Source organism: Mesorhizobium sp. M1A.F.Ca.IN.020.03.2.1 (assembly GCF_004023205.1).
In the GTDB taxonomy this organism is placed as follows: domain Bacteria; phylum Pseudomonadota; class Alphaproteobacteria; order Rhizobiales; family Rhizobiaceae; genus Mesorhizobium.
Genome location: NZ_RZSV01000020.1, coordinates 16,579 through 30,524 on the forward strand (window position 1 = coordinate 16,579; position 13,946 = coordinate 30,524).

A 13,946-nucleotide genomic window follows, 5' to 3' on the forward strand; every position below is an offset into this window, starting at 1 on the left:
GATTTTCCCGAACTGGACCAACAGGTTGAGGGCTATGAAAAATCTCACGCCTTCATCAGCCACTCATGCTCGGCGGCGTTGTGGAATTTCCATGTCCGCTTCGGGCCGGCCATGACATTGAGATAGTAGAGATCATAGCCGTGGCAGGCCGCACACGGGTGGTAGCCCTTCGGCACCAGCACGACATCGCCGTCCTCGATCGCCATCGCCTCGTCCAGATCGCGCACGCCATTTCTGTCGGCGTCGGTGTAGACGCGCTGGAAGGCGAAACCCTGCGGCGGGTTGAGGCGGTGATAATAGGTCTCCTCGAGATAGGACTCGGCCGGCAGATTGTCCTGGTCGTGTTTGTGCGGCGGATAGCTGGAGGTATGGCCGCCGGGCGTGATGACCTCGACCACCAGCAGCGAGTCGGCCGGCTTGCCCTCGGGCAGGATGTTGGTGACGTAGCGGGTGTTGGTGCCCTTGCCGCGCACTTCCTGACCGAGATCGTCGGGCGCAATGACGCGGGCGGGCAGGCTGCCGCCAAGACCGGGCGCCGAGCAGACGGCAAGCTCCAGCTCGGTGTCGGCGGTCACTGCCCAGTCGGAGCCTTGCGGCACATAGACCGACCAGGGCTTGCCTTCGAAGGGCGACATGCGCTCGCCGAGCAGGCCGAGATCCTTGCCGCCGGCCGCAGCCTTGCCCTTGCCGGTGACGAACACCAGGCAGACCTCGCGCTCGCCCGTCTTGCCGGCGGCCGTCTCGCCCGGCCGCAAGCGGTGGAGATCAAAACCCACGTAAGTCCAGCCCGCGCTTTGCGGGGTGACGTGGGCGACGTGGCCGTGGCCCTTGTCGGCCTTGACGAGCAGTTTCGACATTTTTGTCTCCTGGGTCATTCCTTCGGCTCGGCCGGAGGCTTGGGCTCCTCGGCCGGCTTGTAGAGGTAGAAGAACTGCCACACCGCGTAACCGGCGAAGCCGAGCGCGATTACCCCCCAGAACGGCGTGCCGGAGGCGAATTCGATCACCGACCAGATTAGGCAGCCGGCGACGACGGCAATGCGCCGCCACAGCGGTCGGAAGAAGGGGTGCTCATAGTCTTTCATCGCGCCAATCCGGGACTTGTCCAAACGCATCAGATAGACCGAGCGGCCGGACGAATCCACTCGTTTACGCCGGGAAGCCCTGCGTCTCGACCGTATAGCCGGCGGCCGTCATCACCCGCATCAGCTCCTTATGGCCGACCTCAGCCATCCTCAGCGGCGGGTTCTTTTTCGGATCCTGCTCGGCCTCGACCACGAACCAGCCTTCATAGCCGTAGTCGGCGAAGCGCTGGACGATCGCGCCGAAATCGAGCGAGCCGTCGCCGGGCACGGTGAAGGCGCCGAGCGCGACGGCATCGAGGAAGGACTGTTTCGTGCGGTCGAGCCCGTCGATCACGTTCATGCGCACGTCCTTCACATGGACGTGGTTGATGCGCTTGTGGTGGTTGTCGATGGCGCGCAACACATCGCCGCCGGCGAAGGCGAGGTGGCCGGCATCGAGCAGCAGCGGGATGCCCTCGCCGGAATGATGCATGAAGGAATCGAGTTCCGGCTCGGTCTCGACCACGGCCGCCATGTGATGATGGTAGGAAAGCGGCATACCCTGGTCGGCGCACCATTCGCCGAATTCGGTGACGCGGCGGCCATAGGCCTTCATCTCGTCGCCGGAAAGCCGTGGCTTGGTGGCAAGAGGCTTGGAGCGGTCACCCTGGATGGAGCGGCCGACCTCGCCATAGACTATGCAGGGCGCGTTGACCGCCTTGAACAGGTCGATCATCGGCTGGATGCGATTCTTGTTGCTTGCCAGGTCCTCATCGACCAGCGTGCCGGAGAACCAGCCGCCGCAGAGCGTGACGTCGACCTCTTTCAGGATCGGCAGCATCACCTTCGGGTCGTTGGGGAAGCGGCGGCCCATCTCCATGCCGGTGAAGCCGGCCGAGCGCGACTGGCGCAAACACTCCTCCAGCGACACATCATCGCTCAATTCCACGAGATCGTCGTTCCACCACGCGATGGGAGACATGCCCAGTTTGGCTTTCAAGTCGTCACTCCAGGTTCGGATCGTTCAACTTTCGCTCGTCGGCGCCGCCCTCATCCGCCTGCCGGCACCTTCTCCCTGGAAATGACGGGGAGAAGGGGCAGGCTTCAGCGGTGGCGGCCCCCTGCTCCCCGTTCTTCACGGGGAGCAGGGCAAGGGTGAGGGGCAGTGCCAGCTTCAATCACCTAAGCTCTGCATGAGCTTTTTCTCGTCATACGCCTTGCGCGCGGCGTTCACCTGCGGCCGCGACGAGACTTCCGGCACGGCAACATCCCACCAGTGGCCGCCGGCCTCGGTCGACACCAGCGGATCGGTGTCGATGACCAGCACGGTGGTCTTGTCGTTGCCCTTCGCCTTGGCGAGCGCCGTCTCGAGTTCAGCAATCGAGGCCACCTTCTCGGCGACGGCGCCGAGGCTGGCCGCATGGGCGGCGAAGTCGACGTCGGGCATCACCTCGTGGCGAGCGTCCTTCAGGAGATTGTTGAAGTTGGCGCCGCCGGTCGCCATCTGCAGCCGGTTGATGCAGCCATAGCCGCGATTGTCGAGCAACACGATGGTGAGTTTCAGGCCGAGCATCACCGACGTCGCGATCTCGGAATTGAGCATCAGATAGGAGCCGTCGCCGACCATGACGACGACTTCCTGGTCGGGTTTCGCCATCTTGACGCCGAGCCCGCCGGCGATCTCGTAGCCCATGGTCGAGAAGCCGTATTCGGCGTGATAGGAACCGGGCGCGCCCGCTTGCCAGAGCTTGTGCAATTCGCCGGGCAGCCCGCCGGCGGCATGCAAAAGCGTGACGCCCGAGCCCATCGCGCGCTGCACGGCGCCGATCACCTGCGCGTCGGAGGGATAGGCGGCGTTGGTCGAGGCCGTCACCTTGGCGGCGGCAGCCTGCCATTCCGTCTTGCCCTTCAGCGCACTGTCGGTCCAGGCGGTCGGCGCCTTCCAGCCCTTCAGCGCGGCGGAAAGCTCGGCGAGCCCTTCGGTGGCGTCGGCAACCAGCGGCAGCGCCCAGTGCTTGCCGGCATCGAAGACCTGGGTATTGAGCCCGATGATGGTGCGGCCGGCATTCTTGAACAGCGCCCAGGAGCCGGTGGTGAAGTCCTGCAGCCTGGTGCCGACGGCAAGAACCACATCGGCCTCTTCCGCCAGCCGGTTGGCCGCTGATGTGCCGGTGACGCCGACGGCCGCCATGTTGAGCGGATGATCGTCGGGCAGCGAGGATTTGCCGCCTTGGGTCTCGCAAACCGGAATGCCGGCGCCCTGCACCAGCTTGGCCAGCTCTCCGGAAGCCTGCGAATAGAGGACGCCGCCGCCGGCGATCACCAGCGGCTTCTTGGCGTTCTTCAGGGCCGCCACGGCGACGGCCAGTTCGTTGAGATCCGGGCGCAGCCGGCGCGGCGTCCAGACGCGCTCGGCAAACAGGCTTTCCGGATAATCATAGGCCTCCGCCTGCACGTCCTGGCAGAGCGAAAGCGTGACCGGGCCGCATTCGGCCGGATCGGTCAGCACCTGCATGGCGCGGTTCAGCGCCGGGATGATCTGCTCCGGCCGCGTGATGCGGTCGAAATAGCGCGAGACGGGGCGGAAGCAGTCGTTGACGCTCGCCGTGCCGTCGGAGAAATCTTCGGCCTGCTGCAGCACCGGGTCGGGCAAGCGGTTGGCGAAGACATCGCCGGGAAGCAGCAGCACCGGCAGCCGATTGACGTGAGCGACCGCCGCAGCCGTCACCATGTTGAGCGCGCCGGGGCCGATCGAGGTGGTCGCGGCCATGAAGCGGCGGCGGAAATTCGCCTTGCCGTAAGCAATCGCCGCATGCGCCATCGCCTGCTCGTTATGGGCGCGGAAGGTCGGCAGCTCGTCGCGGACCTGGTAGAGCGCCTCGCCGATGCCGGCGACATTGCCGTGGCCGAAGATCGCCCAGACGCCGCCGAAGATCGGCGCCTTCTTGCCGTCGATCTCGGTCATCTGGCGGCTGAGAAAGCGGGTCAGCGCCTGCGCCATCGTCAGGCGAACGGTCTTGGTCATTGTCGTTTCCTCCGGCTTTCCCTGTGCCGCCTAATATGCTGCCCGTTCTTCTTATGCTGCTTTGCGGCCGCGCGCTGCAAGCCATGCCTCGGTCAATTGCTCGAAGCGCGAGGCCATGTCGGCGACAGCCTCGTCATCCGAGATCTTGCCGGCCAGCCATTGTTCGGCGGCATTGACAAAGATGGTGCGACCGACCGCAAATCCCTTGACGATGGGCGCATTGGCGGTGGCGGCAAAGGCGGCGACCAGCTCGTCCTGCGGCGCCTCCAGACCGAGCAGCACGACGCCGCGGCACCACGGATCATTCTTGACGATCACCTGCTCTATCCTGGCCCAGGCGCCTACCGAGGCCTGCGGCTCGAGCTTCCACCAGTCGGGCTTGATGCCCAGCGCATAGAGTTCTTCAAGGGCGCGCGGAATGGTGGTGTCGTCGAGCGTGCCGTGCTTGCCGGCGATGATCTCGACGAGCAGTTCCCTGCCGACTTTCCGCGCCGCCTCGAACAGGGTCCGCAGTTTTTGCTGCTGCTCTGTCTTCAGCGCTTCCGGATCATCCGGATGATAGAAGCAGAGGCACTTGATGCAATGGTCGACCGGCCATTCGGTGAGCTGCGAGCCGACGTCCTGCGAGAATTCGAACCGCAGCGGCCGCGATCCGGGCAATTCGACCGGCCGACCGAGCCAGGCAAAGGGATGGCGGGCGAATTCGAACATGGCGTCGCGGCCGTATTTCTCATCGATCAGCATGCCGTAGCCGTCGCGGCCGGCGGCGACCTTGGCCGCCGCCTTGACGGTGAGCACCTTGAAGTCGGGGATGCGCGAGACATCTGCACCGACCCTGGCGGCGACATCTTCCAGCTGGACGCGGTGGTCGCAAGCGAGCGCCATCAGCGAAGGGATGTCGCGCCGGCGCGTCGTCGCCCAGTGGATGTGGTTGATCGCCTCGTCCTTGCGCAGCGCCAGATGCTTGCTGCCGTGCTTCAGAAAGAACTGCAGCTCTTCGAAGGTGGGATATTCCGGCGCGCACAGCAGGCGCGACACGGCGAAGGCGCCGCAGGCATTGGCCCAGGTCGCCGCCGTGGCAAAGCTTTCGCCGCCGAGCCAGCCGCGCAGGAAGCCCGACATGAAGGCGTCGCCGGCGCCGAGCACGTTGTAGATCTCGATCGGGAAGCCCTCGCCGACGACGCCGTCCTCGAGGTCGTCGCTGATCGGCCCGTCATAGACGATGCAGCCTTTGGCACCGCGCTTGAGCACGATGGTAGCGGCCGACAGCGTGCGGATCGTCTTAAGCGCGCTCAAACAATCGTCGGCGCCGGAGGCGATCATGATTTCCTCCTCGGTGCCGACGATGAGGTCGCAATCGGGCAGCACCGTCTTCAGCTGCGCCGAGACCCGGTCCGACTTGACGTAGCGCTCGAAGCCCTCTGCATGGCCGGCGAGCCCCCAGAGGTTCGGGCGGTAGTCGATGTCGAACACGACCTTGCCGCCCTTGGCCTTCATCAAACGGATCGCCTTGCGCTGTGCGGCATCCGAGTTGGGACGCGAGAAATGGGTGCCGGTGACGACCACGGCGCGCGCCGAGGCGATGAAAGCCTCGTCGATGTCCTCTTCGGCGAGCGCCATATCGGCGCAATCCGAACGATAAAAAATCATCGGCGAGACGCCTTCGTCCTCGACGGAAAGCAGCACCAGCGCCGTCAGCCGTTCCTTGTCGGTCTTCAGGGCTTCGACCGAGACGCCCTCACGCCTGAGCTGCTCGCGGATGAAACGGCCCATCTGCTCGTCGCCGACGCGAGTGAGCAGCGCCGAGCGCAGGCCGAGCCTTGCCGTGCCGACGGAGATATTGGCCGGGCAGCCGCCGACCGACTTGGCGAAGGAGGTTATGTCCTCCAGACGCGAGCCGATCTGCTGGCCGTAGAGATCGACAGAGGCGCGGCCGATCGTGATGACGTCGAGCGGCGGATATTTCGCTTCCACGGCTTCGCCCATTCGAACCTCCCATCGGCTTTGTTGTGCAGAGCAGCGTCGTTTTGGGCAGCACGCGCGAACGGCGGCGTGACACCGTCAATATGAAATAATAATTCCAATCCATAGTCAATATGGAATGAGTGTTCCCTGATGGAAAAACGCCCGTTCGGGGCCGCTCAGGCCTTGCGCTTGCGGCCGGCGTCGCGCCGCTTTTCGCCGACGGCAACGGTCAGCGCCATGGCAAGCGCCATCGTTGCCGACAAAGAGCGGAAGCCGCCGAAATCGGATTCGGCCACCTCGAACCAGACCTTGGCGAATTGGGCGAGCGGCGAGAACGAGCTGTCGGTGATGGCGACGATGGGCACGCCCTGCTCGGCGATCGAGCGCGTCTCCTCGATGGTCGCGGGCGCGTAAGGCGAGAAGCTGATGGCGATGACGGCGTCGCGCGGCGTAGCGAAGCCAATCATCTCGGCGTTCAAGCCCGCGGCCGACTCGATCAGTTGGTTGCGGATCTTAAGCTTGCCAAGCGCGTAAGCGATGTAGGAAGCGACCGGATAGGAACGGCGCTTGGCCAGCACATAGATCGTCTCGGCCTTTGCCAGCAGCGTGATCGCCTGTTCGAAATGCGCATCGTTCAGCGCGCGCGAAATGTCGCTGAGCGAGGTGCTGGCGGCAGCGACGAAGCCGTCGAAGATCGCCCGGTGTCCGGCGCCTTCCTCGGCCTTGGCGCGCAGCGCCGCCAGCCGCTCGTCATAAGACGAATTGCGTTCGCGCAGCCGCTCGCGAAACACCTGCTGCAGGCTGGTGAAACCGTCGAAGCCGAGCTGCTGGGCGAAGCGGATCAGCGTCGAGGGCTGGACGCCGGCGGAAGCCGCGATACTCGCCGCCGTGCCGAAGGCGATGTCGTCGGGATTGTCCAGCGCATAGGCGGCGATCTGCGCGATGCGCTTGGGCAGACTGGTGCGCCGCTCCAGGATCGTCGTGCGCAAGGTCTCGAAATCGCGAGGCACCCGTCCGTCCATCGTCGCTCCGCCCACGGCCATGCTGGTGTTCCCTCTCCTGCCTCATCATAGCGGTTTCGCGCAAGAACACCATAAGAAATGATTTGGACGTTCCATTCTCGGCTGAAATGGATTAATTCATCCATGCGAATTCTTCCCCTTCAGCGGAGACAATCGACATGGTCGGAGTGGGCCTCATCGGCACGGGCTTCATGGGCAAGTGCCACGCCATTGCCTGGAACGCGGTCGGCACCGTCTTTCCCGATGTCGAGAAGGCGAGGCTGGTGCATCTGGGTGAGGTCAATGACGAGCTTGCAAAGCGCAAAGCGGCCGAGTTCGGCTTCACTCGAGGCTCGGGCGACTGGCGTGCCGTCGTCAACGATCCGGAGGTCGATGTCGTGTCGCTGACCACGCCCAACCAGTTCCATCCGGAAATGGCGATCGCCATCCTCGACGCCGGCAAGCACCTGTGGTGCGAGAAGCCGATGGCACCGAGTTTTGCCGAGGCCGAGGCGATGGCAAAGGCAGCGACCAAATCCGGCAAGGCTGCCGTGCTCGGCTACAACTACATTCAGAACCCGGCCATCCGCCATATCGGCGCGTTGCTCGAGGAAAAGATCATCGGCGACGTCAATCTCGTTCGCATCGAGATGGACGAGGATTTCATGGCCGATCCCGAGGCGCTGTTCTTCTGGAAGCATGAGGCGGCTTCCGGTTATGGCGCGCTCGACGATTTCGCGGTGCATCCGCTGTCGCTGATCAAAGTGCTGTTCGGCCGCGTCGCTCGCGTCATGTGCGACATGGCGAAACCCTATGCCGACCGGCGCGTCGCCTCCGGCGGCCGCCGTGCGGTCGAGACCTACGATATCGCCAGTGTTCTGATGCATCTGGAGAACGGTGTCGCCGGTACGCTGCTGGTCAACCGCTCGGCCTGGGGCCGCAAGGGCCGTATCGCCCTCCAGATCTTCGGCTCGAAAGGCTCGATCCTCTACGACCAGGAGCGAATGAACGAGTTCCAACTTTATCTGACCGCCGACCGGCCGACCGAGCAGGGCTACCGCACGATCCTGCTGGCGCCGCACCACAAGCCCTACGATTCCTTCGTGCCGGCGCCCGGCCACGGCCTCGGCTTCAACGACCTTAAGATCATCGAATGCCGCGAGCTTTTGATGCGGATCGCCGGCAAGCCGGCGCGGACCATCGACTTCGACGAGGGGCTGGAGATCGAGCGCACCGTGCATGCGATGGCGCGATCGTTCCAGGAACAGCGCTGGGTGGATGTGAGGTGAGCCGGCTCGCCTTCAGGTGCCGGCGGCTGCTGCCGCATTGATCTCCCAGCCGTCCACCCAAACCTGCCGCAGTTGATCGCCTTCGCCTTTGAACCACAGGCCGGTCGGCTGGCAATCCTCGATGCGGTCGCTGCGGAAATTGCGGATGGCCTGGCGCAGCTCGCACCAAGCGACGATGTTGGCGGTCTCGGCGTAGTAGATCAGCGCGATCGGGCGGACGATACGCTGTGTGTCGCGGCCGGCTTCGTCGCGGTAGGCGAGGTCGAGCTTCTCCTCGTCGCGGATGGCGCGGCGCACCAGCGCCAGATCGACCGCCGCGGCCGCAGGCGAAAAACCCCAAGCATGAAGAGCGTTGGCGTCGAGCGTCTGGCGCAAGGGCGGTGGCACGGCGCCGGCGATCTTGGCGCCAACGCGCTTTGCCGCCTGCTTGAGCTCGTCATCGCCGGTGCGTTCCAGCAGCGCCAGCGACAGCACGATCGCCTCCATCTCCTCGATCGAAAACATCAGCGGCGGCAGGTCGAAGCCGGGGCGCAGGATATAGCCTATGCCGCGCCCGCCCTCGATCGGCACCCGCATCGCCTGCAGCGCTGCGATATCGCGATAGACCGAGCGCACCGTCACTTCCAGTTGCTCGGCGATCGTCGCCGCGGTCACCGGCTTCTTGGCCAGCCGCAGGATCTGGATGATTTCGAACAGGCGCGAGGCCTTGCGCATTTTTCCACTCGATCGAAACGCAACTGACACACCCCCGTCAGTTGGGATGACCTATAGGGCCGCGCATCAGTTTGAAAATCAACAGATTCCTCAGCGTCCTTGGCGGGCCGCGACAGGCAACTGACATGAGTTACACGGAAAATCTCTGGCTGTTCTTCATCCTGCTGTTCGGCATCATCGCCGTGCCGGGCATGGACATGCTGTTCGTGCTGGCCAATGCGCTGACCGGGGGGCGCGACAGGGGGCTGGCGGCGACCGGCGGCATTATGCTCGGCGGCGTAGTGCATACGTTGAACGGGGCGATCGGCGTCGGGCTGCTGATTCATTTCGTGCCGGTCCTGTTCAAACCGCTGCTGATCGCCGGCGCCGCTTACATGGCCTATATCGGAATTTCGCTGATGCGCAGCTCGATCACCGTCAGCGATGACGGGCCCGCCGGCAGCCGCTCCGCCTGGAAAGCCTTTCGCCAGGGATTGGTCACCTGCCTGATCAACCCCAAGGCCTATCTGTTTATCCTTGCCGTCTATCCGCAGTTCCTGAAGCCGGTTTACGGTCCGATCTGGATGCAGGCGACCATCATGGGACTGCTGACTGTCGTCACACAAGCAGGAATCTACGGCGGCCTCGCCATCACCGCCGGGCGCAGCCGGGCGCTTCTGGTCGGCAATCCGCGGGCAACGGTCATTGCCGGCCGTGCGGCCGGGCTGCTTCTATTCGCGGTCTCGGTATTCACCGCATGGGAAGGGCTGAGGGCCGCGTGAACGCCGCCCTCGCCAGGGTTGTCAGGCGGCGCCCTGACGGGTGGCGAGCAGTTCGCGCTTCACCGACCGGCGCCACTCGACGGCGCCGGCAAGTCCGTGCAGCACCGTTTCGGTGGTCGCCCAATCGATGCAGCCGTCGGTGATGCTCTGGCCGTAGGTGAGCTGCTTGCTGGGCACGACGTCCTGACGGCCGGCGACGAGATTGCTCTCGATCATGACTCCGATGATGCGCTCGTCGCCCGCTGCGACCTGGCCCGCCACGTCGTGCGCGACTTTCGGCTGGTTCTCCGGCTTCTTGCCGCTGTTGGCGTGGCTGACATCGATCATCAGGCGCGGCGCGATGCCGATGCGGCCGAGCTCCGCGGCGGCCGCGTCGACGCTTGCCGCGTCGTAGTTCGGCGCTACGCCGCCACGCAGAATGACATGGCAGTCTTCGTTGCCGGTCGTCGCCGCGATCGCGCTGCGGCCGCCCTTGGTCACCGCCATGAAATGATGCGGCTGCGCAGCGGACTTCACCGCCTCGCCGGCGATTCGCAGATTGCCGTCGGTGCCGTTCTTGAAGCCGACCGGGCAAGAGAGGCCCGACGCCAGCTCGCGGTGGATCTGGCTTTCGGTCGTGCGCGCGCCGATGGCGCCCCAGGCGACGAGGTCGGCGATGTATTGCGGCGTCGTCATGTCGAGGAATTCGGTCGCCGCCGGCAGGCCGAGATTGTTGACGGCGGAAAGCACGTTGCGCGCCATCCGCAAGCCTTTGTCGATGTTGAAGCTGCCGTCGAGGTCGGGATCGTTGATCAGGCCCTTCCAGCCAACCGTGGTGCGCGGCTTCTCGAAATAGACGCGCATGACGATCTCGAGCCGGTCGGCCAGGGCCTCGCGCAGCGCCGCCAGACGGCTGGCGTAGTCCACGGCGGCGACCGGATCGTGGATGGAACAAGGGCCGACGATGACGACCAGTCGATCGTCGGCCCCGGTCAGGATGGAATGGATGGCGTTGCGTGACGCAGCAACGGTGCGCGTCGCCGTGAGCGAGCGCGGTATCTCGCGCATCACGTCGTCCGGCGTGCTCAGGACTTTGAGTTCCTTGACCCGTAGGTCGTCTGTGGTGGTCAACACGGCTTTCTGCTCCTGGTTAGGAGACCTGCCGGCTGAAACGAAAAAGCCGCCAGGTCTGGCGGCTTTTCGGATTAGATGCTGCAATCTTCAGATCGAGCGCAATCCTCCCGCCGCCAGCGAGCTACCGTAGCTAAAGTACCAAAACGAGGCGGTCAGGTGGATCATGCGGCTCATATAGTCGATGCCGAGGCGCTTGTCACGTCCTCATGAAGCTAAGCATTTGCTTGGTTTGCGCCGTGCTCCGTGGCCTCGGGAAAAATAGAGCATCATGCAGCGGTTCACGGTTCATGCAGACCATGGATCGAAAAGTTCGATTGCAAAGCCTTCGAAATCCTTCGAATTACGCGTTGCCAAGGTGAGCTGCTTCGCAATCGCGGTGGCGGCGATCAGACCGTCCATCGACGACAGACCGCGACCGCGGCGCTTGGCAAGGCCCATCAGGTCGCCCCAGGCCAAGGCAACGGCTTCGTCCACCGGCAAAACCCTTTGCTCGAAGCGCTGCGGCAAATCTCGAGCGAGCCATTCGGCCAGAGCCTCTCGTTTGCGGCCCTCATCCATGAGGGAAACGCCGCGCCGGATCTCGGCGATCGACACGACGCTGATGAATGATCGATCCTCATCAAGCCCGTCCAGCCACTTTAGAACGCCTACATCCGGCGCCGGCCTCGTGACCTCTGACAGGACATTGGTATCGAGCAGAAGCCTCAAAGCGGCTGATCACGCGGTTCGTCGGGTTGACGCTCAAGGTCGAGATCGGCGCCGCGCAGCGGCGACTCCAGGAGGAACTCCGCAAGCGTTCCTTTGCGGGCGGTCTTCCGCCGCCATTCCTCTGCGGACACGACGACAACGCTTGGTTTGCCGTTACGGGTGATCGTCTGAGGCGAAGATTGCGCCCGATCTATTACCTCCGAGAGCCGGGCCTTTGCCCCAGCGACCGTCCAGCTCGTATCTCCTTTCGGTCCGGGCAGCATCTCAATCTCATGACTACTCTGACCATCTTGACTATACCGGAATAGCGATGCTGCGGCAACAGGGGCTCTCAGGGGCCGCGTACCTTTGGGCGCACGAGGCTGATCACATCGCCACCCATAGCTGGCCGGCTTCTGGCGTAAGGCTACTCGTGTCACTACTCCCCGATCACGCCAGCTATGTTTTGATCATAATCGACCAGCGAGCCGGTCATGACGCCGGCCTGCGGGCTGAGCATATAGGTGATCAGCCGGGCAAGCTGCGCCGGCTTGACCAACTGGCCCATCGGCTGCGCGGCCTCGGCCTTTTCCAGCCAGTCGTCCGGCGCATCGTGCCACTTCTTCTGCACGATCGCCTCGCCCTCGGTATCCATCCAGCCGGGCAGCACCGCGTTGCAGCGGATGCGGTTTTTCCGGTAGGAGCTGGCGACATTCTTGGTCAGCGTCATCAGCGCGCCCTTGCTGGTCGAATAGGGCGTCAGGAAGGACTGGCCGGCATGCGCCGACATCGACAGCACGTTGACGATCGAGCCCGGCGCCCTGCGCTCCAGGAGATGCGCGACGAGGCCTTGCATCAGGAAAAAGGGGCCGCGCACATTGGTGTCGAAGATCTGGTCGAAAAGCTCTTCCGATGTCTCGACCAACGAGCCGCGGGCCGAAGTGGCGGCGGCGTTGACCAGCGCGTTCAAAGTGCCGAAATGCGCGAGCGCCGTTGCGACGGCGCGCTTGCAGTCGGCGACCTTGGCGACATCGGCGCTGATGAAGATGGCATCGACACCGTTCTTCTTGAGCGCTGCGACCGCCTTGTCACCTTTGTCCTGCGAGCGGCCGACCAGCGCCAGCGCGCGGCAACCCTCGTCGGCCAAGGCTTCCGCGACGGCGAAGCCGATGCCCTGCGCGCCGCCGGTGACGATGGCGCGCGTTTCTGAATTGCGACCGGCTAGACCGTTCATCGCTCTGGCTCCTGTAATCGAGTTCAAACCTTCAGGCGACGCGGACGGTCTTGCCTGTCTTGGCAGACTCCAAGGCGGCATCAGCCAGCTTCAAGGCGACCAGCCCGTCCTTGCCGCTCGGCGCCGCCTTCTTGCCGGCAGTCGCGGCGGCGATGAAGGAAGCGATCTCGTTGGCGTAGGCGTCGATGTAGCGGGTCATGAAGAAATCGTGCAGCGGCGGGCGCGTGTAGCCCTTGTCGTTGGCGAGTTCGATCGACACCGGCCGCTGATTCTCGGCCGCAACCATGCCCTTCGAGCCGTGCGCCTCGATGCGCTGGTCGTAGCCATAGGTGGCGCGGCGCGAGTTGGAGATGACGGCCTGCTTGCCGGACGCGGTTTCCAGAATGACGCTGACGGAGTCGAAATCGCCCGCTTCGCCGATCTTCTTGTCGACCAGCACCGAGGCGTGCGCGCTGACGGCAACCGGCTCTTCGCCGAGCAGGAAGCGCGCCATGTCGAAATCATGGATGGTCATGTCGCGAAAAATGCCGCCGGATCGCGCGATGTAGTCGAGCGGCGGCGCGCCCGGATCACGCGAGGTGATGGTGACCATCTCGACATCGCCGATGGCGCCGTCGTCGATCGCCTTGCGGACGGCGGCGAAATGCGGGTCGAAGCGGCGGTTGAAGCCGACCATCAGCGTAGCGCCGGCCTTGTCGACCACGGCCAGGCACTGCTCGACGCGCTTGACGTCGAGGTCGATCGGCTTCTCGCAGAAGATCGCCTTGCCGGCCCTGGCGAAGCGCTCGATGAGGTCGGCGTGAGTGTCGGTCGGCGTGCAGATGATGACGGCGTCGATGTCCTTGGCCTGCTCGATGGCGTCGATGCTGCGCACCTCGGCCCCATAGGCGGAGGCAAGCTCCGTCGCCGCTTTCTCGAAGGCGTCCGCCACGGCCACCAGCTTGGCCTGCGGGTTTGAGGCTACGGCGCGGGCATGCACCTTGCCGATACGGCCGGCGCCGAGAAGAGCGAAGCGGAGAGTCATGGAATGTCCTTTGAGGGTGGCTCTAAAACGTGTCCGCGCCGGCCGGCGCGGACGATTTGGTCTGGTCCCG

General features: G+C 64.4%; 14 protein-coding genes. 2 read left to right on the forward strand and 12 right to left on the reverse strand.

All coding sequences use genetic code 11. The features are described 5' to 3' along the window. Positions 1-44 precede the first annotated feature (44 nt). The 6 genes from iolB to EOA79_RS05765 all read right to left on the reverse strand — a co-directional run bounded on the left by iolB (position 45) and on the right by EOA79_RS05765 (position 7,075). Entirely contained in the window at positions 45-857 is an 813-nt protein-coding gene (gene iolB, locus EOA79_RS05740; protein ID WP_095825587.1) for a 5-deoxy-glucuronate isomerase, read from the reverse strand. A 14-nt stretch (positions 858-871) separates the two neighbouring features. Continuing rightward, the gene (locus EOA79_RS05745; RefSeq protein WP_095825586.1) at positions 872-1,084 is read right to left on the reverse strand and encodes a hypothetical protein; all 213 of its coding nucleotides are present in this window, start codon (positions 1,082-1,084) and stop codon (positions 872-874) included. Positions 1,085-1,148: 64 nt separating this feature from the next. Next, positions 1,149-2,063 (reverse strand): myo-inosose-2 dehydratase, encoded by a 915-nt coding sequence (gene iolE, locus EOA79_RS05750; protein ID WP_095825531.1) that lies wholly within the window; start codon positions 2,061-2,063, stop codon positions 1,149-1,151. 174 nt (positions 2,064-2,237) lie between these two features. Further along, the gene (iolD, locus tag EOA79_RS05755; protein ID WP_095825530.1) at positions 2,238-4,088 is read right to left on the reverse strand and encodes a 3D-(3,5/4)-trihydroxycyclohexane-1,2-dione acylhydrolase (decyclizing); all 1,851 of its coding nucleotides are present in this window, start codon (positions 4,086-4,088) and stop codon (positions 2,238-2,240) included. Positions 4,089-4,139: 51 nt separating this feature from the next. Next, positions 4,140-6,074: a 5-dehydro-2-deoxygluconokinase gene (iolC, locus tag EOA79_RS05760; RefSeq protein WP_095825529.1), complete on the reverse strand. Its 1,935-nt coding sequence runs from the start codon at positions 6,072-6,074 to the stop codon at positions 4,140-4,142. A gap of 155 nt (positions 6,075-6,229) precedes the next feature. Beyond that, positions 6,230-7,075, reverse strand: a complete 846-nt coding sequence (locus EOA79_RS05765; RefSeq protein WP_067323921.1) for a MurR/RpiR family transcriptional regulator — start codon at positions 7,073-7,075, stop codon at positions 6,230-6,232. A gap of 158 nt (positions 7,076-7,233) precedes the next feature. Here EOA79_RS05765 and EOA79_RS05770 point away from each other — a divergent pair, with 158 nt between their 5' ends. After that, entirely contained in the window at positions 7,234-8,343 is a 1,110-nt protein-coding gene (locus EOA79_RS05770; protein WP_095799073.1) for a Gfo/Idh/MocA family oxidoreductase, read from the forward strand. 12 nt (positions 8,344-8,355) lie between these two features. On the opposite strand, the gene EOA79_RS05775 is transcribed toward EOA79_RS05770, so the two are convergent. After that, the gene (locus EOA79_RS05775) at positions 8,356-9,057 is read right to left on the reverse strand and encodes a YafY family protein (RefSeq protein ID WP_095782142.1); all 702 of its coding nucleotides are present in this window, start codon (positions 9,055-9,057) and stop codon (positions 8,356-8,358) included. Between the two features lie 125 nt (positions 9,058-9,182). Here EOA79_RS05775 and EOA79_RS05780 point away from each other — a divergent pair, with 125 nt between their 5' ends. Then, positions 9,183-9,818 carry a LysE family translocator gene (locus EOA79_RS05780; protein ID WP_095776900.1) on the forward strand — a complete coding sequence of 212 codons (636 nt, stop codon included), beginning with the start codon at positions 9,183-9,185 and terminating at the stop codon, positions 9,816-9,818. 21 nt (positions 9,819-9,839) lie between these two features. Here the strand turns inward: EOA79_RS05780 and EOA79_RS05785 are convergent, their stop codons facing one another. From EOA79_RS05785 to iolG, 5 genes are all read right to left on the reverse strand, one after another. After that, on the reverse strand, positions 9,840-10,931 hold the full coding sequence (locus EOA79_RS05785; RefSeq protein ID WP_067323911.1) for a 3-deoxy-7-phosphoheptulonate synthase: 1,092 nt from the start codon (positions 10,929-10,931) through the stop codon (positions 9,840-9,842). A 285-nt stretch (positions 10,932-11,216) separates the two neighbouring features. Then, complete coding sequence (locus EOA79_RS05790) at positions 11,217-11,639, reverse strand: type II toxin-antitoxin system VapC family toxin (protein WP_095776898.1); 423 nt, start codon at positions 11,637-11,639, stop codon at positions 11,217-11,219. After that, positions 11,636-11,902: a type II toxin-antitoxin system Phd/YefM family antitoxin gene (locus tag EOA79_RS05795; RefSeq protein WP_095825528.1), complete on the reverse strand. Its 267-nt coding sequence runs from the start codon at positions 11,900-11,902 to the stop codon at positions 11,636-11,638. The genes EOA79_RS05790 and EOA79_RS05795 overlap by 4 nt, the downstream gene beginning before the upstream one ends. A 155-nt stretch (positions 11,903-12,057) precedes the next feature. Next, positions 12,058-12,852 carry an SDR family oxidoreductase gene (locus EOA79_RS05800; RefSeq protein WP_095825527.1) on the reverse strand — a complete coding sequence of 265 codons (795 nt, stop codon included), beginning with the start codon at positions 12,850-12,852 and terminating at the stop codon, positions 12,058-12,060. A gap of 31 nt (positions 12,853-12,883) precedes the next feature. Then, on the reverse strand, positions 12,884-13,876 hold the full coding sequence (gene iolG / locus EOA79_RS05805; RefSeq protein WP_067002875.1) for an inositol 2-dehydrogenase: 993 nt from the start codon (positions 13,874-13,876) through the stop codon (positions 12,884-12,886). Positions 13,877-13,946 lie beyond the last annotated feature (70 nt).